Source organism: Clostridium sp. LIBA-8553 (assembly GCF_057782465.1).
In genome coordinates this window covers 3,531,837-3,553,824 of record NZ_CM173489.1, presented here as the reverse complement: position 1 = coordinate 3,553,824, position 21,988 = coordinate 3,531,837, and the positions used below count along the sequence as shown (strand labels likewise).

The following is a 21,988-nucleotide window of genomic DNA, read 5'->3' as shown; positions in this document are numbered from 1 at the left end:
AATAATATAATATCAAAATAACTTAATAAAATCTGTAAATAAGATAAAAAATACATTCATAAATTTAATTGTTAGAGTTTGATACAATCTCATTATCTAAATTTTAATATATAAACTTTTAGCATCCAGCATAATATAATAAAATCTTATCTACTATATTAGCTATTTCTTTGTTAGATTTGATAAATTTATTTGCATTATTTTTTATAGCTTCTTTATCTTCAGAACTTTTTATTATTTCTAAAGATTCTTTAGCATTATTTAAATTATTTAATATATCTTCATTATAAAAAGCAAACTCTTCTGGAACATTTAAACTTGTGAAATCATCGATTAAACATTGAAAAAAATTATTTGATTTATCTAACTCTTCAATCATGATATCATTCAATTCTCCTGTTTCAGATATAGTTCTCATATTTTTTATTGAACCATCTACACTTATGTTAACAATAGTTGATGAAAGCTTGTCTATATACTCTTCTTCACTTTTATATCTTTCTTCTTCGGTTGTTTTTTCTACAGGACTATTTTTTACATTCTTTTCATCGCCTGTACTTCCACATCCAAGCATGAATAATGATAAAGTCGCTGATAATATTCCCACCAAAATTTTTTTTCCCATAAAATCCTCCGTAAAACTACATTTTTATCATAAGTTGACGTATACAATTATACCAATAAGTCTAAAACCTATTTATTAATTATTCGTAAACATATAGAAAATATAATTTTACAAATAAAAAAACTTTTAACTAAATTAGTTAAAAGTTTAAATACATAATAAAACCGTGCACCTCACTTCGACAATAGTTTATGGACGTTACCTATGCAGTTAGCTCAAGCCAGACTGATCCACGGCACATGAAAATGACTGCTTATCGCTGCTTCCTTCCGGACCTGACGAGGTTCACAGGTTTTCATTGCGTGGGGCCCAACTCTCAACACCACTTACATAGGGCAGACTCCACAAACTAGAGCCTCCATGAGGACTTCGATCCTGCTATAGCGGATTGCAGGTTACAGGGCACCGCTAACTCCCCATCTAGCACGGCATGGCGGAGAGAGAGGGATTTGAACCCTCGGTAGAGTTTCCCCTACACACGCGTTCCAGGCGTGCTCCTTCGACCACTCGGACATCTCTCCATAATAAATGTTAATTTGTAATACTTTTTCATTCTAACATATAAGTCTATCCAATTCAATACTGAAAGCTTAATTAAATTATTACATTTATATACTTAATTTTACTATAAATGAAATTTTCAATATTTTTTTACGTTTAAAGTTAAAATAATAAAACTTATAAATAATTTGAATATATTTATAAGTTTTATTTTAATTTACTTTTAATAAATTATTATCTTAAAATTTAATTTATAAATATACCTCTTTTTTCTTCTTTGCTCTTATAATAATAAATATTATAGCTCCTATTCCAACTACTATTCCTAATAGGCTTATTAGCTGAGCAACTCTAATATTCATAAAATATAAGCTATCTGTTCTTAATCCTTCAATAAAGAATCTTCCTAATGAATATAGCGCTATATAAGCTGAAATAACCACACCTTTATATTTATTTGTAATATTATATAAGATTATCATTAATATAATAGCGACAAGTATATCCCATATGCTCTCATATAAAAATGTAGGATGATAATAACTTCCGTTTATGTACATTCCTTTTTGAATAAACTCTGGAAACTTACTTATAAATTCGCTACTAACAGGTCCCCCATGAGCTTCTTGGTTAAAAAAGTTTCCCCATCTGCCTATTCCTTGAGCTAATATAAAAGCTGGTGCTACAATATCTGCATAAGCTAGAAAATCTATTTTTTTAACTTTACAATAAATAAATGCAGTTAAAAAAGCTCCTATTATTCCCCCATGAATAGCTAATCCACCTTGTCTTATGTTTATCATTTCCCAAAAGCTATGATAATTTTCAAGTTCAAAAAGCACATAATATGCTCTAGCTCCTATAATAGCAAAAGGGAAACACCATAAAAACAAATCAAGTATAACATCAAAGTCTAAATTCTTTTTCTTAGCATTAATACTTACTAATGTCATTGCTATTAGAATTCCTAAGGCGATTATTATACCATACCATCTAACCTCAAAACTACCAATTGAAAATGCTACTGGATTCATCTAATACCTCCAATTTCTTTTAGTTTTTATAATAATACAGAAAAATTATTAAGTAAATATGTATCCCAAGCTCTTTAAAAGTAAAAAATCTAAAAAGTAATTAAAACATTAGTTACTTTTTAGATCTTATATAAAATAAACCTACTAAAATATTTTATTTATAATATCTTTATGTGAATTTTAATTTAAAACATAACCTTTATTTAAAAACTCTTATTGCAAAGTATCGGTATAGAATATATTTATTAATGGTATTTTTATCTCTTCTCCGGCATTATTCTTAATTGTTTTAGATTCAACTAATCCCTTAACTTTTATTTCACTTCCATTAGCTAAATCAGGTAAATCACCTTCACATAATATGCCTAAATAAGTTGAATCAACTATACAACAAGTCATTTCTATTTGTGTTATTGCAAATTCACCCTTTTCGTATAAATCACTAACATATAAAAGTCCTTCTATAGAAATTTCTTTTCCTATATAGTCATCTAAGTGAATTATTAATTCTTCTACAGAGTTATGAAAATTTTCTTCTGTAAAAACTAAAGCTTCTTCAATATTTACAGCATCATGAGAGTGACTATGATTATGGCTTAAATCCTTATGTCTATCATGATATAATTTAACTCCTTTTAAACTCAAAGAAACTTGATTAATATTTAGTCCATTAGCTATATTTAAAATTACTAAAGCAAAAATAAATATAATGTATCCTGCCTTAAAAAATTTTCTAGTAGATGCCTTGAAAATATTAAAAAACTGAATAATTAAAAGTAAAAGTAATATTATTGTAGCTAAAATCATATATGCTTTCATATCTCTTGATATAATCAAAAAAATTTTTTCATTAAGTAACATTTTTATAATTATAAATTCAAAACAAAATAATATAAGAAACCATATGAATTCACTAAAATTAAACTTTCTCATATAATTTCCTCCCTAAAATACCAAAGCTGAAGCTATAAAACAAAGTGAAAAGACTACAAATAAAAGCTTAATTACAAAGGATTTTTTAAATACTGAAAATAACATTATTGTGTTTTTTAGATCTATCATAGGTCCTATAATTAAAAATCCAGTTATTGACCCTAAAGAAAATCTGTTCATAAAAGTACTAGCAACAAAAGCATCAGCTTCTGAACATAAGGAAATTAAGAATGAAAATATCATTAGTATTATTATTGATAACACTGTACTATTTTCAAAATAAAAAATACTCTCCCTTGGCACAAAAGTTTGAAATAATGCTGCCAAGGTAGCACCAATTATAAAATACTTACCTATTTCATAAAATTCAATGGAGGTATGCTTTAAAAGCCTTATTGGCTTACTAGAATCATCATCTATTTCTGAACAGCCACAAAGACACCTACCCTCTAAATCTAAAACTTTATCTTCTCTTAAAATATTATTTCCTTCACTTAAACAAAGCATTAGTAATCCAGCTATAACTGCTACTCCAAAACCAATTCCTACTCTCAACAATACTACTTTTATGTTTCCATCAAAGGCGTAATATGTTGATAAAATAACTAAAGGATTAACTATTGGCGCAGCTAACATATAAGTTATTCCTACATTTATAGGAACATTTTTACTTAACAAACCCTTAGTTATAGGTACAGTTGCACACTCACAAACTGGTAAAAAAACACCTATTAAACCAGCTTGAATTGAACCTAACAATTTATTTTTAGATATTATTTTATTAAAGATATTATTTGAAATATAAACTTGCATAAAGGAAGAGAGCACTGCCCCTATAAGTATAAAAGGCAGCGCTTCTATTACTATACTAGAAAAAATTATAGAAAATTTATTTAAAAGCTCCATACTTATCCCATCATCCTATTTATAAGTCTATCTTTATTAAAATTCATATTTCTCTCTTCCTTGCCTATACAATTTACTATATGTGCATTAGGATTAAATCTTCCTATCATTTCTTTATATTCTTTTAAAGAGTTTGGACTTATTTCATTGCATTTATTTAAAACAATAAGATTACTTAAGGATATGTTAGGTATTATCATTGATGGTATATTCTTTAAAAACATATTAAAAGTTGTCATATCTATTAAATTAACTATAAGCCCAATCTTTAAATATTCTTTAAGCTCTCCATTTCTAATTTTCTCTATAAAGCTTTTTGTTTCTCCAGCACCGTTACATTCAATTAAAATTCTCCTAGGCGCATAAAATTTTATACTTCTTATTAAGTCTTCTTCATTTATTTCATCCATGCTAGGAAAATACTTTATATTAATATTTCTATTAATTTTATTTGTAAATAAAGCTTCTTTTCCTGATTCACATTGTATTATTAATATTTCTTCTTTAGAAAAATCATCTAAAATATGATTTATAAAAGATGTTTTACCTGATGATAAAAAACCTGTAATCAAATCAACAGAACACTTTCTCACCTAAGCCCTCCCCCTTATTATTATGAAAATAACTTATCTATGCTATCTTTATTTAAATTTCTTCCTATAACACAAACTCTTCCTGTGTAATCACTTTTATAATCAACTATGGAAATATCATTTGGCACAAAATCAAATTTAAACCATTTATCATCTTTAGACTTAATTATTCCCTTTGCTCTTAAAACCTCACCATGTTTGTTATTTTGAAATTCATTTAAAATTTTTAGTAACTCAGAGTACTCAAAAGTTTTTGGTGTTTCCACTCCCCAATTTTCAAAAAACTCTGGCGCAGATATCCTTCTTAATCCAATTCCCCTAGGCTTTTTAATACTTGTATTATTTATTAAAGACTCAACCTTTCTTTCAGATACCTGAATTATCCTTTCAGCACTTAACTTCCCTAACTCAGTAGTTATAATATTAGCCTTACTATTTACATTTTTTATTTTATTGCACAAATCAGTAATTTCATCATTAGAAAGTTTCTCTACTCTAGTTAGTATTATGGTATTAGCATTAACTAACTGACTTCTATAAAAATCACCAAAGTTTCTCATATACATATCAACATTTTGAGCATCAACCATAGTAATTCTCATATTTATTCTTAGTCCTTCTATACCAGCCTCATTTATTGACTCAATAACTTGAGAAAAGTTAGCTACTCCAGAAGGCTCTATTATAATTCTGTCAGGTCTATAATTTGAAATTATATCTAATATATTCTGCTTAAAATCGCCCTTTATTGTACAACATATGCAACCTGAATTAATTTCTTTTACTTCAATTCTTCTATCTTGAAGTAATGCTCCATCAATCCCAACCTCTCCATATTCATTCTCTACAATAGCTACCTTCTCATTCTCCACTAATTTATCTAAAATCTTTTTTATTAAAGTGGTTTTACCAGCTCCTAGGAATCCAGAAATTATATCTACTTTCATTTGAATCCTCCCAATATAGCAACAATATTCTTATTGATTATATTCTTAAAATAAAAGGATTATTACTTTAAGTAATAATCCTATAAAGGCTATTTAAATATATATAAATAAAAGACTATGTTTTAAAACACCATTGGTTTTCAGATAAAGCAAAAAAGCCTAAACAAGATTTTTATCTTGCTTAAGCTTTTTTCTTTAAATACCACCAAAAACCTATTATTATTTTATATTAAACGTTGAATTTCCTGAAATCCATTCATTTACATCCTTATTCACTACAACATTTCCATTTGCTATTACCTTTATATTTGCAGGTTTATAGTCATCTCCAAATTCCGTGAATTTACTTTTTCTAATCCACATATCTTGTATATCGTCAATTTTTAAATTTTTATCTTTTAACTTAAAAGTATAAGTATCTTGACTTCCAGTCATAAAATCATTTCCAGGGTTGTCCATTTTCCATTCTTGAGTTTGTCCATCTTTTGTTTTAACTCCAAAATACATGTAGTCATCTGTTCCAGCATACTTTTCACCACTAGTTGTTATATAAGCTACTAATTCATTTACATTTTTGTTAGCTGATGAATCATTTCCATCTGATACATCATGTAAAAATCTATATATATACCCAGATGTTCCTTTTTGAGAATTTGCTAAAGCTACTCTTGCTGCATAATCCCAGTCGTCCCAACTGCGACTCATATTAGCATGACTATAATATAAATCTTTTGCCGTTTTAGCAAAACTTCTAACAAATTCTTTTGACCATGAATTGAAATCTTCATTTGTTAATATATTAGAATAAAAAGCATCATTAGTTTTACTTCCTGTTGTATTTATCTTATACTGATCTTTTCTCTCTTCTACAAAAGTTTCAAATTTAACATGTCCTGGACTATCAACTGCAGTTACGTTAGCAGCATGATATGGAGTATCTGCATCTCCAAAATAATGCATTGCTTCTCCAAGATAAAAAGTGGCTTGCTTATAATTTCCTTTTTTCCATTCATATCTAGCTAATGCTGAAAATTTCCTTATTTGTGATTCTGCTGTATCTGGTATGGAATAAGATAAGTACCACTTATTGTCATTTGTGAAATTATTGTCTGTATCAGGATCCCAGAAGTGATCTTGATATAAGTCATAGGCATTCTTATCATAATCAGGATAAGTAGACCCAAGTTGAAGATCATGCATGTTCTGTTTTAAAATCTCTAAATTATTTCTTATACCTTCTGATTCATTGCTTGATAAATCGTTTTCTAGGATTGTAACACCTTGAGTTGCAATCATAGCATGAGTTCCTGTTCCATCAGCCTTTCCATCCCAAGCATAGACTTTAGTTGTACGCACAGCCCATAGGCTAGTTGCTATAGTTGCACAAATAAGTACTTTATAAATTTTTCTTTTCATTTTTTATCCCCCGTCATTGTTTTAAGCTTAAATCTCCCCTTTGTTTGATAACGATTAATACTTGTATTGAAATTATACCATAAATTTACCAGCAACTCACTAGAAAATTGAATATTTTTTAAATAAATTTTAAATATAATTCAAACTCCAATAATAATTAATTCATTCTTTTCTATGAAAGCCTTTATTTTTAGCTAAATCTATATAAAAATTTATATTTAATAGTGTTATAATAACTTAAACATTGTTTTTAATTTAATTTAAAAATTTTAGACATAATATAAGGGATGGAATAAAATTTGAAATAAATTATAAAACAAAGGATTTGAAAAATATGAATGATAAAAATTTAGAATTAAAGGCAGGATTTAATTTAGAAAATAGTTATTCAACTCTTCCAAGTATATTTTTTAGTGAACAAAATCCTAAGGGTTCAAAAAATCCAAAACTTATTAAATTTAATTCCTCTCTTGCAAGGGAACTTGGACTTAATGAAGAAGTTTTAAATAGTGATTTTTGGCTTAATATATTTGCAGGAAATAAAACTTTTGAAGAAATTAAGCCAATTGCTCAAGCCTATGCTGGCCATCAATTTGGTCATTTTACAATGTTAGGTGATGGTAGAGCAGTTCTATTAGGTGAACATATATCTAAAGATGGAAAAAGATTTGATATTCAGCTTAAAGGTTCAGGAAGAACTATATATTCAAGAGGTGGAGACGGAAAAGCAGCTCTTGCTCCTATGCTTAGAGAATATATAATAAGTGAAGGAATGTATGGCCTTGGAATTCCTACTACTAGAAGTCTCGCTGTTGTTGATACTGGCGAGGAAATAATAAGACAAAAATTTGAAACTGGTGCTATATTAACTAGAATAGCATCTAGTCATATTAGAGTAGGTACCTTTGCTTATGCGGCACATTGGGGAACTCCAGAGGATATTAAAGCCCTTGCGGATTACACTATTAGAAGACATTTTCCTCACATAGAGAATAGTGAAAATAAATATATATTATTCCTTGAAGAAGTAATAAATCTTCAAGCAAGGCTTATATCACAATGGCAGAGCGTTGGATTTATTCATGGAGTAATGAATACTGATAACGTAGCTATTTCTGGTGAAACTATAGACTATGGTCCATGTGCATTTATGGATACATATAATATTAATACAGTATTTAGTTCTATTGATGTTGCTGGAAGATATGCCTATGGAAATCAACCTAGCATAGCTATGTGGAATCTAGCTAGATTCTCAGAAACGTTACTTCCTCTCTTAAGCAATAATTTAGAAGAGGCAATTGAAATTGCAGGAAAATCAGTATCAAACTTTTCTAAAATATATAAAGATTATTGGCTTGATAAGATGAGAGCTAAACTTGGTTTATTTAATAAAAAGCCTGAAGATGAATCATTAATTGAAGGTCTTTTAAGTACAATGCAAAAATACGGTGCTGATTATACTAATACTTTTGTATCATTAACTCTTAACAAAATTGAAAATGAAGTAATTTTTAATACTGAAGAATTTAAAACTTGGTACACTCTTTGGAAGAATCGATTAAAAGAAGAAAATAAATCAAAAGAGGATATACAGAACTTAATGATGAAAAATAATCCTTATATAATTCCTAGAAACCATAGAGTAGAAGAAGCTTTAAAAAGTGCTGAAAAAGGAGATTATACTGTTATGAATAATCTTTTAGAGGCATTAAGAAATCCTTATAACTATTCTAAAACCTTAGAATATTATACTAGATTACCTGAAAAAACTAATATTCCTTATGTAACTTACTGCGGAACTTAAAAAATTTTTACTATAAATAAAAATGGTCTACTTACATGATTAATTGAAGTAGACCATTCTTTTTATTCTTTCTTAAAATATATTAATTACTTCCACATCCTGACTTCCTGTAACTTCAATCAGCTCATTATACATGGCAAGAATCTCTTCTCCATAAGTTTCACTTGGAGCCCAACTTTTACTTAAATCAATTACTGATTCAGCCTTTCCATGTATTGAAGGAAAGTGCCTAGGATCATTTGTCTCAACCTTTGGATATCCTTCAGCTCCTGCATATAAAGCTAAATGATCTAGATGAGCTTTTACTCCCTCACTCCAACTTTTAAACTTCATGTGAGCATTAGGGTCTTTATCACTTCCACCTTTCTTAGTTTTTAACCCACAAGGATTATGATATGAAGCATCTAAAACTCCACCAAAATTACCATAAGCGGTTTCTTTAGCGGCTTGTACATAAGCTAAAGCTGGATTTACATTGCCATGTTCAGCTGAATATTCCCAATACAAATCAGCTAATTCAATAAACTCACTAGTAGCTCCTTTTACCTCAGCCCATCTCTTAGCATGGTCAGCTGTTATAAAAACATTTGAAACTATAGGAACATTTTCTTCTGTTTCTATCTCTATATTTATATTTTGTGCTTCAGTTATATTAATCACATCAATATTTATAAGTGTCAACATTATAAGTATTGATACTAATAAGGTCTCTATGCTAAATTGATCTTCATTCACAAGAAGTCCTCCTAATACAATTACATAATATTCTCTCTAAAATAATATGCCTCTTGATCTTCATTTATGTAAAAAAGTGAACTCAAAATTTGAGTTCACTTTAAATAGTTAATTTTTATTTATAAATTCCCAAAGAACTAAAATTAAACATCCAACTAAATAACATAAAATATCTTTTATATCAAAGGATGTTCCTATAAGTATCGTGAAGAACCTGCTATTTTGAAGATTTAATAATTCAACAATTTTAAAGTATTGTAGAATTTCAACTAAAACACCAAATAAGAATATATAAAAAGGTAAAAATCTTATTTTTCTTCCTACTAATCCTCTTATGAATGTGTATATTACTATTACAACTAGAATATCACCAATATAAGGTCTAATAAAATTATCTTTAATAAAAAGCGCAATAAAAACCTCAACTATTAGTAATATAAAAAATGTAAATAAATATTTTTTATTTATTTTCATGAAAACACTTCTTTCACATTATTCTATGTAATTATTGCTTAAAACTTTAACTTTTATCTATTGTTATTTTCTAATTCTTAAATCTATTTATTAATTATATAATATAAACAAAATCAGTAAGTAAAGCTTTACTTACTGATTTAAAAAAATATTATTATGAAACCTTTAATGATCTTACTTTACATTCTTTTTGTAAATAATTATCCTTAATATAATCGAAAACTTCCTTATAATCTTCTTCACCATATTTTTTAACTAACATAACATTTAAGCTTGTACCAAACCATACTCTACAGAAAGAAGGATCTATCATTAGTTTTGCCCCTTCTTTACCACTTATTTTTACATTCTTATCTTCTAATAATTTGTTAAAGTGGTTTATAAGTCCCATCATTATTCTGTCACCCATTTTAGGATCTTCATCAGCTATTGTAACAAAATAATATGACCAAGCATATAAAAGATTTTCTTCTATAGCTATTCCAGCAACTTTTTCCCCTATAGTTTCATTAAAGCATCTATGCATATAGTAAGATAATTTCTTTATGTTTTCATCAAACTTCTTTTCATAGAAATTTATTTCATATCCTACCATCATGTCTAATTTATTCATAACGCACCCCCACCAATATTTGTATTTTCAGTATAACATAAAAAGGGTAAGTAAATCATTACTTACCCACGTCTATCTTTGAAAAATTCTGTTAATATTTTACTACAACTCTCATCATTCTCCCAATTAACTTCAAGAAAATGATTTAAATTAGGATTTTGAAGAATATTAACTATAGAACCAGCAGCTCCAGTTGTATCATCAAAGGTTCCTATATAAATTTTAGAAATTCTACTTTGAAGAATTGCACCAGCACACATAGGACAAGGTTCTAATGTTACATACATCTCACATCCATGAAGTCTCCAGTTATTAAGTTTATTACAAGCTTCTCTTATAGCAAGGATCTCTGCATGAGCTGTTGGATCATTTAAGCTCTCTTTTAAGTTATGGGCCTTTGCAATAACTTTCCCATCTTTGACGATTACAACACCTACAGGAACCTCTCCTTTTTTTCTAGCCTTTTCTGCCTCTTCCAAAGCTAAACTAAGCACTATTAACTCTCCTCTTGTTCTCTCTTATATGTGTAAACTCTAACTTTTTTTATTCTGTTTCTATCTAATTCTTCAACAATGACTCTAATATTATTTGTTTTTATTTCTTCTCCAACCTCAGGCATTCTTCCTAAATATCCTATGACATAACCTCCAATAGAATCAAATTCTTCAGACTCTATATCAAAGCCTATCATATCACTTAAATCTGAAAGTCTTGTGCTACCATCTACTACGAACTCATTTTCCTTGATAACTTCTATATCCTTATCTCTCTCATCATATTCATCTTCAATATCTCCTACGATTTCTTCTATTAAGTCCTCAATAGTAACTATACCTACTGTTCCACCATATTCATCTAATACTACAGATATATGATTTCTAGTTGTCTTCATTTCTGAGAATAATTCTGTTATCTTCTTAAATTCAAATGTTCTAAATGGCTCTCTCATGTACTTAGTTACATCAAAGTTTTCTTCATCACTATCTAAAAGAATTAAATCTTTAATATATAATATACCAACTATATCATCTATTGATTCATTGTAAACTGGTATTCTTGAAAACTGTTCTTCTTTTATAACTTTTAATATCTCTTCATAAGTAGCTGTTACATTAACTGCAACAACATTTACTCTTTGAACCATTATATCTTTTACTTGAAGGTCTCCAAATTCAAAAACATTAAATATCATTTCTTTTTCTTCAACCTCTAGAACACCTTCTTCTTCACTTACGTCAACCATTGTTTTTAATTCTTCTTCTGTTATAAATGGCTCACTTTTATTTAAATCACCGCCTAGTAATTTTACCATTAATGATGATATTGAAGAGAATAACCACACCAATGGTTTAAAAACTATAACAACTATATTTATTATAGGCGCCACAAATAAAGAAACTTTTTCTGCATTTTGCTTAGCTAATGACTTAGGTGTTATTTCACCAAAAATTAAAATAAGAATAGTCATAACACCAGTTGCTAAAGCAACTCCACCATCACCAAAAATTCTATAAGCAAGTGTTGATGCTAATGATGATGCACCTATGTTGACTATATTATTTCCTATCAATATTCCACCTAATAATTTATTAGGATCTTCTAATAATTTTTCTAATAATTTAGCTCCCTTTACCCCTTCATCAACCATATGTCTTATTCTAATTCTACTTAAAGACATTAAGGCAGTTTCTGATGCTGAGAAAAATCCTGATAGTACTATTAATACTATAAGAAGCACAATTTGAAACGTATATTGGTCCAAATAAACCACTCCTATTATTTTATATATTTTTCTTCTTTTTTTTATTTTCCTTATCTAATATTATATTATACAAAATTTTCATATTGAATATATTTTTATAAATATTTAAAAAACTCCATATAAATATGGAGTTTTTTTCTTCACAGTTAAAACCGTGGTATCCCCAGTAGGAATCGAACCTACATTTATCCCTTAGGAGGGGATTGTTCTATCCATTGAACTATGGAGACTTATTTAAATTTTATAATAATTTTAACTCTTTAACTAATATATGTCAATACAGCTTATTTTATTACAACACCATTTAAAGTATTTTCAGTCAGTTCCTCTATAACAGTATTAACATCTATTTTTTTATCTATACTTAGTTCATATAATGATGCAGATATAAGGCTTCCAAATAAGCTATGAGCTAATAGCGAAACATCACAATCTCTTATTTGTTTTTTTATCATAGCTTCTTTTAATATTCTTTCTATTCTCTCTATATATTCTGTAATCTTACTTCTTAACTCATCTTGTCTTGTTTCTTGACCCCAAAGTTGGCTTATTACAAGCTTAAAAAATGCTCTGTTATCATATAGTAATTTAAACTGCATTCTCCAAATCGCCTTTATCTTATCTATAGGCTCATCTTTTGATATTTCTATTTCTGTTAACTTTTCATTCCAAATCTCTAAACCATTTCTTACTACAAAATTAAAAATTTCTTCTTTACTTTCAAAATTATAATAAAGGGTTCCTTTAGCGACATTAGCCTTAGCTGCAATCTCATCGACTGTCGCTCCCTTATACCCTGAAGTAGCAAAAACATTTATAGCTGCTTCAAAAATAGCCTTCTTAGTTCTACTCATACTACTCACTCCAACCTTTATTTATAAACTAATTTTAATGATATACCACTTATTTTGTTTAATCAATAATATATAAATTTGTAATTTATTTGTTTACATTTTGATTTTATATATATAATAATATAAGATATGATATTTAACATAATTTTTTTAGGAGAGATATAATTTATGATAAAAGTTTATAATAGGAAAACTAAAACTTATGACATCGAGCAAGTAGCTGGTCTTAAATATATAAATTGGTCTTATGCATCTCCTGTAGGAAAAAGCTTCTTAGAATTATTTATTAAAAAGAAGATGTTCTCAAAACTTTATGGAAGTTTTTGTGACTCTCCTTTAAGTAAGAAAAAAATTAATGCTTTTATTGATGAGTTTAATATTGATATGTCTCTTTGCAATAAAAATATAGATGAATTTGAAAACTTTAATGATTTCTTTGCAAGGACATTAACTCCTGAAGCTAGACCTATTGATTATAGTGAGAATATTTTAATTTCTCCTGGAGATGGCAGATTATCTGCATTTGAAAATATAGATCTTGATAAAGTTGTTCAGATAAAAGGATATACATATTCTTTAAAAGAATTAATAGATGATCCTGAAGTAGCTAAAGAGTTTGAAGGTGGAACTTGTCTTATATTAAGACTATGCCCTACAGATTATCATAGATTTCATTTTGTAGATAACGGAACTTGTGGTGAAACAAAGAAAATTTCAGGTTTTTATTACTCAGTTAACCCAATAGCACTTAATAATATATCTGAACTTTTCTGTAAGAACAAAAGAGAATGGTCTATTTTTAACTCTGATAATTTTGGTGAAATTCTTCATGTAGAAGTTGGTGCTACTTGCGTTGGTACAATTCTTCAAACATATGCTCCTGGTAAGAAAGTTACTAAAGGAGAAGAAAAAGGTTACTTTAAATTTGGTGGTTCAACTACTATATTGTTCTTTAAAAAAGATATGGTAAAGATAGATGAAGATATAGTTGAGCAAACAAAGTTAGGATTTGAAACTAAAGTTAGTATGGGTGAAACTATTGGTCATAAATAGTTAAACAGAAGCTTAATTATTTTTAATAATTAAGCTTCTGTTTTTTATAAAATAAGATTATAGGAGAATTTAATTTTATTTTCTCCTTATTTTTTTTATTTATCCAAGTAATAAAATTTATTTTATTATTTTTTCTAACTCTTTTTTAAATGATTTTTTATCTCCATCAAAGATTACTAAATTTATATCCATTTCCTTAGCTCTCTTTGAAGTAGATGATTTAATAGGAGGCTTAGTAGCTACTAATATTTTTATTACATTTTCTCCTCCTAACTGTTCTGAATAAACATTTAATTCATTTAAAGCAACTTCATCATATTTTTTTGAGTCTTTACAAGAAACACATATAAGAACTGAATCTTTTATAGCAACAACATCTAACTCATTTTTAACTCTAGCTTCTTTATCATTCCAGAGAAATAAAACTCCACTTTTTATATCATCAACACTTTTTATTTCTTCAATAGTATTTTTTGTTAAAATTTCAAGCCAAGTTCCACTTTTAAAAATAAATCCTTTTATAAATTCATTTTGAAACATTACTTTTAAACATTGATCTGCATTTTTTATTTTTATCTGGCCATTTTTTTCTAAGAACTGAAGTATCTTATCTAAAAGTATTTTCTCTTCTCTACTTAATAATTCCTTATCTATCTTTATACATTTTGGGTTTGAAACATCATGAATAAATACGCTATTATCACTAAGTCTTCCTTTATAGTTTTCCCATAATGATAAATTATCTGCTATATAGTTAGTCATACTCTCTATAATATTAATTTCAGAAATTTCTGTTGAGTCTATAACAATAGATGCACCAATACTACTTATAATATCCTCAACCTCTAAGTCTGCAAAATTACATTTTTCACATTGTATATCTTCTAAATTAAATTTTAAAAGTTCTTCCTTTGGTATATCAATAAAAAAACCATCTATATTATGCTTTAAAGCTAAAGTATACATCCTTAAAATGTCCTTTTTATTCCCCTGATTTAGACATACTGCTACTTTTTTATCTTTAATTTTTTTTATAACTCCTTCAATAGAAATTAATTTATCTTTTTCTAATTTTTCATCATTAAAAATACAATTAGGAAATTTGTTTGAATAAAATTGTCTTAAAGGATTCAAAATTTTTAATTCATCATCACTTTCATATAAATAAAGTATTTCTCTAGGCTTTAATTTTTCAGTTAATAAAATACTGGATTCGTTATGTTCATCTAAAATCGTAATTATAAAATCATAATTCATACTACTTCACCTTTAGTGTATTATTTTATCTTTCTTTAAACTTAGATAATTTTGACTAAAATTCTTAATTAAGCTTAATTTTATAATTATTTTCACCTAAGAAAATTTTTTTATTCTAAATTCCGATTATAACTAAAATATAAAGAGTATATTTATAGAGTTTTTTATAATATATTAATGGACAAAAAAAGCTTGTAACTTAAAGTTACAAGCTTTTGGTGCGGCGAAGAGGATTCGAACCCCCGACCAATCGGTTCGTAGCCGACTACTCTATCCAGCTGAGCTACCACCGCATATTAACAGACTTATAATATCATATATTAATTAATAAATCAAGGCATTACATATTATTCCCAAAGCTTAATTTATTATTAAATATATTATTACGCTATTCTATTAACTAGATATTTTTTATATTAAATATTATACTTAGTTAGTAATATTATATTAAAAAAGGAGGAAAATGTGCTTTGAAAAATTTTGTTATATTCACTGACTCAGCAGCAGACCTTCCAAAGAGCATGGTCAAAGATTTAGATATTAACTATTTAGGACTTATATGTAATATTGATAATAAAGAATATGTTGATAATTTTGACGGAGAATTAACTCATGAAGATTTTTATAATAAATTAAGAGCTGGTGCCATGCCATCAACAAGTCAAATAAATTCATTTAGATTTGTTGAAGCTTTTGAAGAGTATATAAAACAAGGAATCTCAGTGCTATATTTAGCATTCTCATCTGCTTTAAGTGGAACATATAATAGTTCACTTATAGCTCGTGAAGAACTTTTAGAAAAATATCCTGATGCAGATATAAGAATAATTGACACTAGAGCTGCTTGCTTAGGTCAAGGATTAATAGTTTATTATGCTGCTCAAATGAAAAAGGATGGAAAATCTATAGATGAAATCTACTCTTGGGTAGAGGAAAATAAAAATAAAGTATGTCACTATTTCACAGTAGATAACCTAGATCATTTAAAAAGAGGTGGTAGAATCTCTTCTACAGCAGCCGCTATTGGTAGTTTATTAAACATAAAACCAATGCTATATGTAAATGATGCAGGAGAACTTCATAATTTTGCAAAAGCTAAAGGAAGAAAAAAATCTTTAAAAATGCTTTTCCAAGAGCTTGAAAAGCATATTGTAAATCCTGAAGAGCAAACAATTTTTATTGCTCATAGTGATTGTCTTGAAGATGCAGAAACTTTAGCAAACATGATTAGAGAAAAATATAATGTTAAAGACATAGTTATAGATTATATAGGAATAGTTATAGGTTCTCATACTGGTATAGGAACACTAGCCCTATTCTGCTTAGGTGATACAAAAGAACCTTAAAAAAATCAAAACCTATAAATATATTTCGAGAAATTCTCTCAATATATTTATAGGTTCATTTTTATTTCAATTTATTTTTCTGCATAAATTTTTATTATGTTTAGTATTACTTCAACAGCTTTTTCCATTGAATTTATTGATATATATTCGTATCTACCATGGAAGTTTTCTCCACCAGTAAATATATTTGGTGTTGGTAATCCCATAAATGATAATCTAGCACCATCAGTACCGCCTCTTATAGGACTCTTAATTGGCTCAATTCCACATTCTTTCATAGCCTTTTCAGCACTCTCAACAATGTGCATTCTAGGTTCTATCATTTCTTTCATATTCATGTATTGATCTTTTAAAGTTACATTAACTGTACCTTCACCATATTTTTTATTTAGTTCACTAGCAATTTCATTAAATTTAGCTTTTCTATTTTTAAAGCCTTCTTTATCAAAATCTCTTATTATGAATGATAATGTAGTTTTTTCTACTTCTCCTTTTATATCTAATAAGAATGAGAATCCTTCATATCCCTCAGTTTTTTCTGGAACTTCATCTAGAGGAAGCATAGAAACAAACTCATGAGCAACTAAAATAGAGTTAATCATCTTTCCTTTAGCACTTCCTGGATGAACGTTTTTACCTATGATTTCAACCTTAGCTCCTGCAGCATTAAAGTTTTCATACTCTAATTCACCTATTCTGCCTCCATCCATTGTGTAAGCAAAATCTGCGCCAAATCCTTTAACATCGAAGTGATCTGCTCCTTCTCCGATTTCCTCATCTGGAGTGAACGCTATTTTAATATCACCATGTTTTATTTCTGGATTATTTACTAAATATTCGATAGCAGTTATTATTTCAGCTATTCCAGCCTTATCGTCAGCTCCTAAAAGAGTTGATCCATCAGTAGTTATTAAAGTTTGACCTTTATACATTGGAAGTTCTGGTGAAAAGCTTGGTGACAATACAAACCCATTTCCTAATTCTATATCTTTACCATCATAGTTTTCAATGATTTTAGGATTTACATTTTTTCCACTCATATCAGGTGCAGTATCCATGTGTGAAATAAATCCTATTTTAGGAATATCCTTATCACAATTGCTGTTTAAAGAAGCATATACATATCCTTCTTCACTTATTCTTACTTCATCTACTCCAATTTCTTTTAATTCCTCTGCAAGAATTTTTCCTAGCTCTAATTGCCCTTTTGTACTAGGAGTTACTCCTGTTGTTTCATCTGATTTAGTATCAACTTTTACATATTCTAAAAATCTTTCATGAACTTTTTTCATGCTCAACACCACCTTATTACAAAATAAATTGTTAACGTTTTAGCAAAACTGCCACTTTATACTAATATTATGACTGTTTAATATTAAAAATACAATAGTCCTTATTTAAAGGACAAAAATGTAATATAATGATTATTGTTAATATTTTTTTCATATATGAAAATTATTGTCTATTATTTAAATTATTGTCTATTATTAAAATATAAATATTAATTTTTTAGGGGTACATAAATGAAAAAACAAAAACTTTTAATCACAATCTGTTCAACATTATTAATATTATTAGTATTAGTTGTAACTTATTTTACAATATCATTTAAAAATAATTTAAATGAATTTAGTGAAGCTTTAGAATCAAATAATTATGAAACAGCTTCAAATTACTTTAATAAAGGAACAAAAAATATTTTATTAAAAAAATCATTCCTTAATTCATCAGATGACATAATAATAAAAAAGTTCTCAGATATAAAAGCTGATTTTTCTTCTGGAGATATATCAGAAGAAGTAGCAGTGGAACAATTAAATCACTTACTTTCTTTCAATGTATTAAGTGAAGAAATATCAGGCTTTAAAAATACAATTCCCATAATTAAAAACTCAAAGGAATATTTTGATATTGGAGTTTCCAAATTAAATGAATCTAAGTCTTTAGAAGCTTTAAACTACTTTAAAAGTGTTAATGAACTTTCTGATCTAAAGCCTAAAGCTTTAGATTATGAAGATATATGCTTAAATGAAATAAGAAAACCTATTTTAGAAACTGTAGATGAATATATTTCAAATGAAAAATATTCAAAAGGAATAGAGTATTTAGATTCTCAGCTTGAAACTTTACCAGAAGATTCAACATTACAATCAAAAAAAGATGAATTAGAAAAACTTAGATTAGAGCATCTTGAAAATTATAGTCAAGAAAATATAGATAAGGCTACAGAAAGAACTGCTCCTGTTATGGAATATTATAAAAAATTAAATTCAGATACAATAAATCAATTTAATATTAGTAGTAAAACTGATCATTTAGTTTTTGTTAATATTGCTGAACAAAAGACTTATGTATATAAAGGTTCAGAAAATAATTGGTCCTTAGAAAAATCTTTCCTTTGTTCAACAGGTATTGAAGGAAAAGAAACACCAGTTGGAGTATTTACAGTACAAACTAGAGCACCATGGTTTTTCTCACCTAAATACGGTCAGGGTGGAAAGTATTATGTTCAATTCATGGGAAATTACTTATTCCATTCAATTCCTTTTGATTCAGACCAAACAACAGTATCTGATCCAACTTTAGGTGTTCCATCCTCTCATGGATGCATAAGATTAGCTGTTGAAGATTCTAAATGGCTTTATGATAATGTAAAAAATGGCTCAAAAATAATAATATACTAATAAAAAACAGCTCTTTTAGAGCTGTTTTTTTAATTATTTTTTTCACTTATTCCATGATTATATATTCTTCTACTATCTAAAGACCAAATTCTTTCTGAGAATTCATTTACTTTAGTTTCACTAATTGCCTTCTTCATATCATACATTCTCGCATCCATTACATCTAAATAGTGTAATATTTCTGCCTCTGGTATAAGAGGCTTAACAGGACTTCCGTATTCTGGCTCATAATGATGAGATAGCACCATATGTTGAAGTAACATTATAATTTTGCTCTCTGCATTCACTTCTTTTCCTATTACCTCAATTTCTTTTATTCCTTGGGTAATGTGTCCAAGCAAAGTTCCCTCTAAAGTATATTCATCAACTATTCCCATTTCATTAGAAGACATTTCCTTTATTTTAGCCATGTCATGAAGTATTACCCCTGCATAAACCAAATCTTTATTTAAGAAATCATATATATCACAAATATTTTCAGCTAACTTTAACATAGTTGTTATGTGATATAAGAGACCTCCCTTTATTGAATGATGATTAGATTTCGCTGCTGGATAATACTTAAGCTTATCCTCATTAATTTCTAAAATTCTATTAAGAATATTTTTTATGTCTATATCATTCATATTATCAACAACACATTTTATAGTGTTAATCATTTCATCACTAGTATATGGTGCACATTGAACATAATCGTCTAAATTTATATTATCTTCTTCATTAGCTTCTCTAGCATGTTCTACTTTAAACTGAAGTGTTCCTTGCCAACTATTTATAGTTCCGCGCATCTTAACAACAGTATTGCATTTTAACTCTTCATGCTCAGGTTTTATCTCCCATACTTTACCTAATATATCCCCAGTTTTATCACTTAGAACTAAATCTAAATACTTTTTCCCACCTGAATTAGTAGTCTTTAAAGTAATTGATTTTAAAAGAAAAAAACCTTCGACTCTTTCTCCTTTAACGAATTCACCTATTTTTTTTACCGGTATTTCCATAAGTCTATCCTTTCTTTCATTTTAATAATCTCTATTTTAATTATTGCATATTATTAAATTTTGTAAACAAATAAACTTCTTATTTATAGCTAAAATTTATATTAATTGATAAAATAACTTATATGGAGGTGGCTAGTTAATGAATTTACCCAATAATGTTCAATATATCTTAGATAAGTTTAACACCAATAATTTTGAAGCCTTTATAGTTGGTGGTTGCGTAAGAGATTCATTATTGAATAAACGTCCACAAGATTATGATATTACAACTAATGCATTGCCTGAAAAAATAGAAGAACTTTTTGATAAAACAATTCCTACTGGCATAAAGCATGGAACTGTAACAGTTTTAATAGATAAAACTCCTTATGAGGTAACTACATATAGAGTCGATGGTGAGTACCTAGACAATAGAAAACCTAAAGATGTAAAGTTCGTTTCTAACATAGAAGAAGATTTATCTAGAAGAGATTTTACTATAAACGCAATGGCATATAGCCCTTATTTAGGATTTAAAGATTATTTTGATGGAAAAGGCGATTTAAAAAAGAGATTAATAAAATGTGTAGGAGAACCTGATAAACGTTTCTCTGAAGATGCTTTAAGAATGCTTAGGGCGATTAGATTTAGCTGTCAATTAAACTTTAAAATAGAAAAAGAAACTGCTGAATCAATAAAAAGAAATTTTAAATTAATAAAAAATATAAGCATGGAAAGAATTCAAAGTGAATTCACTAAAATCATCCTAAGTAATAATCCTGACAGAGGACTTATGCTTCTTAGAAAACTTAGTTTTGCTGATTTATTAGTTAAAGAATTTAATGATTTAAAACTAATAAATTGTTATGATGCATATGATGATATTCATGATACTTATGGATTATTAAATTCACTTCCTAAAAAACTTCATGTAAGATTAGCAGGTTTATTTCATAAAGTTTATAATTCTGAAAATGCAGTTGATAAATGCAGAACAATTTTAAAGAAACTTAAATATGATAATAGCACCATAAATAGTACATGTAATCTAGTAGAAAATATAAATATGATTTCATCTAATATGACAAGAAAAAAACTTAAGTTACTTATAAACTCAGTAGGAACTGAGAATATTTTTGATTTACTAGAGTTAATAAAAGCTTATTTAACTTATATGGATGAATATGATACTGAGTATATAGATATTTTAAAAGATAGAATTTCTGATATACTAGATTCAAAAGAACCTATATTTATCAAGGATTTAGCCATAACAGGTAATGACTTAATTACCGAACTTAACTATAAACCTGGAAAGAATATAGGTATTACATTAAATTTTCTTCTTGAAAATGTGCTAGAAACACCAGAATTAAATACAAAAGAAAATTTATTAAACCTTAGTAAACAATTTTCTTCTTATAGATAATAAAAAGATGCTGTATCAAAACTTAAAATAATAAAACTT

At 27.6% G+C, this 21,988-nt stretch carries 21 protein-coding genes, 3 tRNA genes and 1 other RNA gene; 5 read left to right on the top strand and 20 right to left on the bottom strand.

The genetic code is table 11. The features are described from left to right. Positions 1–118: 118 nt before the first annotated feature. The 9 genes from AC2JAQ_RS16250 to AC2JAQ_RS16210 all read right to left on the bottom strand — a co-directional run bounded on the left by AC2JAQ_RS16250 (position 119) and on the right by AC2JAQ_RS16210 (position 6,955). On the bottom strand, positions 119–625 hold the full coding sequence (locus AC2JAQ_RS16250) for a hypothetical protein (protein WP_488457286.1): 507 nt from the start codon (positions 623–625) through the stop codon (positions 119–121). Between the two features lie 164 nt (positions 626–789). Further along, an RNA gene (gene ffs, locus AC2JAQ_RS16245) (signal recognition particle sRNA large type) lies at positions 790–1,054 on the bottom strand. Positions 1,055–1,056: 2 nt separating this feature from the next. Then, positions 1,057–1,146: transfer RNA gene (locus AC2JAQ_RS16240), tRNA-Ser, on the bottom strand. 231 nt (positions 1,147–1,377) lie between these two features. Then, positions 1,378–2,160 (bottom strand): prolipoprotein diacylglyceryl transferase, encoded by a 783-nt coding sequence (gene lgt / locus AC2JAQ_RS16235; RefSeq protein WP_488457285.1) that lies wholly within the window; start codon positions 2,158–2,160, stop codon positions 1,378–1,380. Between the two features lie 213 nt (positions 2,161–2,373). Then, positions 2,374–3,093: a TIGR03943 family putative permease subunit gene (locus AC2JAQ_RS16230; protein ID WP_488457284.1), complete on the bottom strand. Its 720-nt coding sequence runs from the start codon at positions 3,091–3,093 to the stop codon at positions 2,374–2,376. Positions 3,094–3,105: 12 nt separating this feature from the next. Then, positions 3,106–3,999, bottom strand: coding sequence for a permease (locus AC2JAQ_RS16225; RefSeq protein WP_488457283.1), 894 nt, complete (start codon positions 3,997–3,999; stop codon positions 3,106–3,108). A gap of 2 nt (positions 4,000–4,001) precedes the next feature. Next, complete coding sequence (locus tag AC2JAQ_RS16220; RefSeq protein ID WP_488457282.1) at positions 4,002–4,592, bottom strand: GTP-binding protein; 591 nt, start codon at positions 4,590–4,592, stop codon at positions 4,002–4,004. A gap of 20 nt (positions 4,593–4,612) precedes the next feature. Continuing rightward, the gene (locus AC2JAQ_RS16215; protein ID WP_488457281.1) at positions 4,613–5,539 is read right to left on the bottom strand and encodes a CobW family GTP-binding protein; all 927 of its coding nucleotides are present in this window, start codon (positions 5,537–5,539) and stop codon (positions 4,613–4,615) included. Positions 5,540–5,758: 219 nt separating this feature from the next. Beyond that, entirely contained in the window at positions 5,759–6,955 is a 1,197-nt protein-coding gene (locus AC2JAQ_RS16210) for a phospholipase C (RefSeq protein WP_488457280.1), read from the bottom strand. 334 nt (positions 6,956–7,289) lie between these two features. Between AC2JAQ_RS16210 and AC2JAQ_RS16205 the strand changes: the two genes are divergently transcribed. Then, positions 7,290–8,762, top strand: a complete 1,473-nt coding sequence (locus tag AC2JAQ_RS16205; RefSeq protein ID WP_488457279.1) for a protein adenylyltransferase SelO — start codon at positions 7,290–7,292, stop codon at positions 8,760–8,762. Between the two features lie 72 nt (positions 8,763–8,834). Here the strand turns inward: AC2JAQ_RS16205 and AC2JAQ_RS16200 are convergent, their stop codons facing one another. The 7 genes from AC2JAQ_RS16200 to AC2JAQ_RS16170 all read right to left on the bottom strand — a co-directional run bounded on the left by AC2JAQ_RS16200 (position 8,835) and on the right by AC2JAQ_RS16170 (position 13,200). Then, positions 8,835–9,497, bottom strand: coding sequence for a glucosaminidase domain-containing protein (locus AC2JAQ_RS16200; RefSeq protein WP_488457278.1), 663 nt, complete (start codon positions 9,495–9,497; stop codon positions 8,835–8,837). Positions 9,498–9,605: 108 nt separating this feature from the next. After that, a complete protein-coding gene (locus tag AC2JAQ_RS16195; RefSeq protein WP_488457277.1) occupies positions 9,606–9,971 on the bottom strand; it encodes a ribosomal maturation YjgA family protein in 366 nt (121 codons plus the stop codon). Between the two features lie 154 nt (positions 9,972–10,125). Then, positions 10,126–10,584 carry a hypothetical protein gene (locus AC2JAQ_RS16190; RefSeq protein WP_488457276.1) on the bottom strand — a complete coding sequence of 153 codons (459 nt, stop codon included), beginning with the start codon at positions 10,582–10,584 and terminating at the stop codon, positions 10,126–10,128. A gap of 62 nt (positions 10,585–10,646) precedes the next feature. Continuing rightward, on the bottom strand, positions 10,647–11,078 hold the full coding sequence (tadA, locus tag AC2JAQ_RS16185; RefSeq protein ID WP_488457275.1) for a tRNA adenosine(34) deaminase TadA: 432 nt from the start codon (positions 11,076–11,078) through the stop codon (positions 10,647–10,649). A gap of 2 nt (positions 11,079–11,080) precedes the next feature. Further along, positions 11,081–12,346 (bottom strand): HlyC/CorC family transporter, encoded by a 1,266-nt coding sequence (locus AC2JAQ_RS16180; RefSeq protein ID WP_488457274.1) that lies wholly within the window; start codon positions 12,344–12,346, stop codon positions 11,081–11,083. Positions 12,347–12,501: 155 nt separating this feature from the next. Next, positions 12,502–12,576: transfer RNA gene (locus AC2JAQ_RS16175), tRNA-Arg, on the bottom strand. A 54-nt stretch (positions 12,577–12,630) separates the two neighbouring features. Continuing rightward, positions 12,631–13,200, bottom strand: a complete 570-nt coding sequence (locus tag AC2JAQ_RS16170; RefSeq protein WP_488457273.1) for a TetR/AcrR family transcriptional regulator — start codon at positions 13,198–13,200, stop codon at positions 12,631–12,633. A 168-nt stretch (positions 13,201–13,368) separates the two neighbouring features. On the opposite strand from AC2JAQ_RS16170, the gene AC2JAQ_RS16165 reads away from it, so the two are divergent. Then, positions 13,369–14,253, top strand: coding sequence for a phosphatidylserine decarboxylase (locus tag AC2JAQ_RS16165; RefSeq protein WP_488457272.1), 885 nt, complete (start codon positions 13,369–13,371; stop codon positions 14,251–14,253). A 117-nt stretch (positions 14,254–14,370) separates the two neighbouring features. On the opposite strand, the gene AC2JAQ_RS16160 is transcribed toward AC2JAQ_RS16165, so the two are convergent. Then, complete coding sequence (locus AC2JAQ_RS16160; RefSeq protein ID WP_488457271.1) at positions 14,371–15,510, bottom strand: Card1-like endonuclease domain-containing protein; 1,140 nt, start codon at positions 15,508–15,510, stop codon at positions 14,371–14,373. 216 nt (positions 15,511–15,726) lie between these two features. Then, positions 15,727–15,803: transfer RNA gene (locus AC2JAQ_RS16155), tRNA-Arg, on the bottom strand. Positions 15,804–15,980: 177 nt separating this feature from the next. On the opposite strand from AC2JAQ_RS16155, the gene AC2JAQ_RS16150 reads away from it, so the two are divergent. Continuing rightward, on the top strand, positions 15,981–16,856 hold the full coding sequence (locus AC2JAQ_RS16150) for a DegV family protein (protein ID WP_488457270.1): 876 nt from the start codon (positions 15,981–15,983) through the stop codon (positions 16,854–16,856). Positions 16,857–16,927: 71 nt separating this feature from the next. On the opposite strand, the gene pepT is transcribed toward AC2JAQ_RS16150, so the two are convergent. Beyond that, positions 16,928–18,148: a peptidase T gene (gene pepT / locus AC2JAQ_RS16145; RefSeq protein ID WP_488457269.1), complete on the bottom strand. Its 1,221-nt coding sequence runs from the start codon at positions 18,146–18,148 to the stop codon at positions 16,928–16,930. Between the two features lie 231 nt (positions 18,149–18,379). On the opposite strand from pepT, the gene AC2JAQ_RS16140 reads away from it, so the two are divergent. Next, a complete protein-coding gene (locus AC2JAQ_RS16140) occupies positions 18,380–19,540 on the top strand; it encodes a L,D-transpeptidase (protein ID WP_488457268.1) in 1,161 nt (386 codons plus the stop codon). A gap of 29 nt (positions 19,541–19,569) precedes the next feature. Here the strand turns inward: AC2JAQ_RS16140 and AC2JAQ_RS16135 are convergent, their stop codons facing one another. Next, on the bottom strand, positions 19,570–20,541 hold the full coding sequence (locus AC2JAQ_RS16135) for a 3'-5' exoribonuclease YhaM family protein (protein WP_488457267.1): 972 nt from the start codon (positions 20,539–20,541) through the stop codon (positions 19,570–19,572). 139 nt (positions 20,542–20,680) lie between these two features. Between AC2JAQ_RS16135 and AC2JAQ_RS16130 the strand changes: the two genes are divergently transcribed. Next, positions 20,681–21,949, top strand: coding sequence for a CCA tRNA nucleotidyltransferase (locus tag AC2JAQ_RS16130; RefSeq protein WP_488457266.1), 1,269 nt, complete (start codon positions 20,681–20,683; stop codon positions 21,947–21,949). Positions 21,950–21,988 lie beyond the last annotated feature (39 nt).